We start from the raw sequence: 2,222 nt of genomic DNA, 5'->3' as shown, positions 1-2,222 counted from the left end.
TGTGACAAGCTCACGGTAAAGACTGCGTCATCACCTTCACTGACAGAAACGGTTTCAGTAATTGAGACAGTTGGGCGGTCGTCATTGCCGCCATTCTCACCACCATCGGTGATGGTCGCGGTGCCGGTATCACTGCCCACCGTACCGTCGCCAGCCGTCGCGGTGACCGTAAAGTCTTCGTTACCTTCGAATACGGTGTCATCCGTGGTTGGAATGGTCACCGTTAGGTTGGTTTCACCTGCTGGGATGGTGTAGCTGCCATCTGTGTTTGGATTAACAACCGTGCCATCAGCGGTGGTCACCACCATAGTGCCAAAGTCATCAGCCTCTGCACTGCCCGTTTGGCTTGCCAGGTTGACCGTCACATCCGTATCCGCGGCTTGTGACAAGCTCACGGTAAAGACTGCGTCATCGCCTTCGCTCACAGATACAGTTTCAGTAATTGAGATAGTTGGGCGATCGTCATTGCCGCCGTTCTCACCACCATCAGTGATGGTCGCGGTGCCGGTATCGCTGCCGACAGTGCCATCGCCAGCCGTCGCCGTTACCGTGAAGTCTTCGTTACCTTCGAATACGGTGTCATCCGTGGTTGGAATGGTCACCGTTAGGTTGGTTTGACCCGCTGGAATGGTGTAGCTGCCGTCTGTATTTGGATTGACCACGGTGCCATCAGCGGTAGTCACCACCATGGTGCCAAAGTCATCGCTGCTTGCTGAGCCAGTTTGACTTGCAAGATTGACCGTGACATCCGTATCCGCGGCTTGTGACAAGCTCACAGTAAAGACCGCGTCATCGCCTTCGCTCACAGATACCGTTTCAGTAATTGAGACAGTTGGGCGATCGTCATTGCCGCCGTTCTCACCACCATCGGTGATGGTCGCGGTGCCGGTATCGCTGCCCACCGTACCGTCGCCAGCCGTTGCGGTTACCGTAAAGTCTTCGTTCCCTTCAAAGACCGTATCGTTAGTCGTTGGGATAGTGACTGTTAGGTTCGTTTCACCGGCAGGGATGGTGTAGCTGCCATCTGTATTTGGATTCACAACGGTGCCATCAGAGGTAGTCACCACCATGGTGCCAAAGTCGTCGCTGCTTGCTGAGCCAGTCTGGCTTGCCAAGTTGACCGTCACATCCGTATCCGCGGCTTGTGACAAGCTCACAGTAAAGACTGCGTCATCACCTTCGCTCACAGATACCGTTTCAGTAATTGAGACAGTTGGGCGGTCGTCATTGCCGCCATTCTCACCACCATCGGTGATGGTCGCGGTGCCGGTATCACTGCCCACCGTACCGTCGCCAGCCGTCGCGGTGACCGTAAAGTCTTCGTTACCTTCGAATACGGTGTCATCCGTGGTTGGAATGGTCACCGTTAGGTTGGTTTGACCCGCTGGAATGGTGTAGCTGCCATCTGTGTTTGGATTCACCACAGTGCCATCAGCGGTGGTCACCACCATGGTGCCAAAGTCATCAGCCTCTGCACTACCCGTTTGGCTTGCAAGATTGACCGTGACATCCGTATCTGCCGCTTGTGACAAGCTCACGGTAAAGACTGCGTCATCGCCTTCGCTGACAGAAACGGTTTCAGTAATTGAGACAGTTGGGCGGTCATCATTACCGCCGTTCTCACCACCATCAGTGATGGTCGCGGTGCCCGTATCACTGCCCACGGTGCCGTCGCCAGCCGTTGCGGTTACCGTAAAGTCTTCGTTCCCTTCAAAGACCGTATCGTTAGTCGTTGGGATAGTGACTGTTAGGTTCGTTTCACCGGCAGGGATGGTGTAGCTGCCATCTGTATTTGGATTCACAACGGTGCCATCAGAGGTAGTCACCACCATGGTGCCAAAGTCGTCGCTGCTTGCTGAGCCAGTCTGGCTTGCCAAGTTGACCGTCACATCCGTATCCGCGGCTTGTGACAAGCTCACAGTAAAGACCGCGTCATCGCCTTCGCTCACAGATACCGTTTCAGTAATTGAGACAGTTGGGCGATCGTCATTGCCGCCGTTCTCACCACCATCAGTGATGGTCGCCGTGCCGGTATCGCTGCCCACTGTGCCATCGCCAGCCGTTGCGGTCACGGTAAAGTCTTCGTTACCTTCGAATACGGTGTCATCCGTGGTTGGAATGGTCACCGTCAGGTTCGTTTGACCCGCTGGGATGGTGTAGCTGCCATCTGTATTTGGATTGACAACGGTGCCATCAGCGGTGGTCACCACCATGGTACCGAA

1 protein-coding gene is annotated in these 2,222 nt (G+C 55.0%); it reads right to left on the bottom strand.

Features of this window, described 5'->3' with window-relative positions:
• Nucleotides 1-2,222, bottom strand: a 2,222-nt coding sequence (locus tag ACQEXS_RS22370; RefSeq protein WP_427015264.1) for a beta strand repeat-containing protein, incomplete at both ends; no start/stop codon positions are given.

Source organism: Vibrio sp. TRT 17S01, assembly GCF_050113695.1.
GTDB lineage: Bacteria > Pseudomonadota > Gammaproteobacteria > Enterobacterales > Vibrionaceae > Vibrio.
The sequence above is the reverse complement of the archived record's forward strand: the minus strand, read 5'-3'. Positions and strand labels throughout refer to the sequence as shown.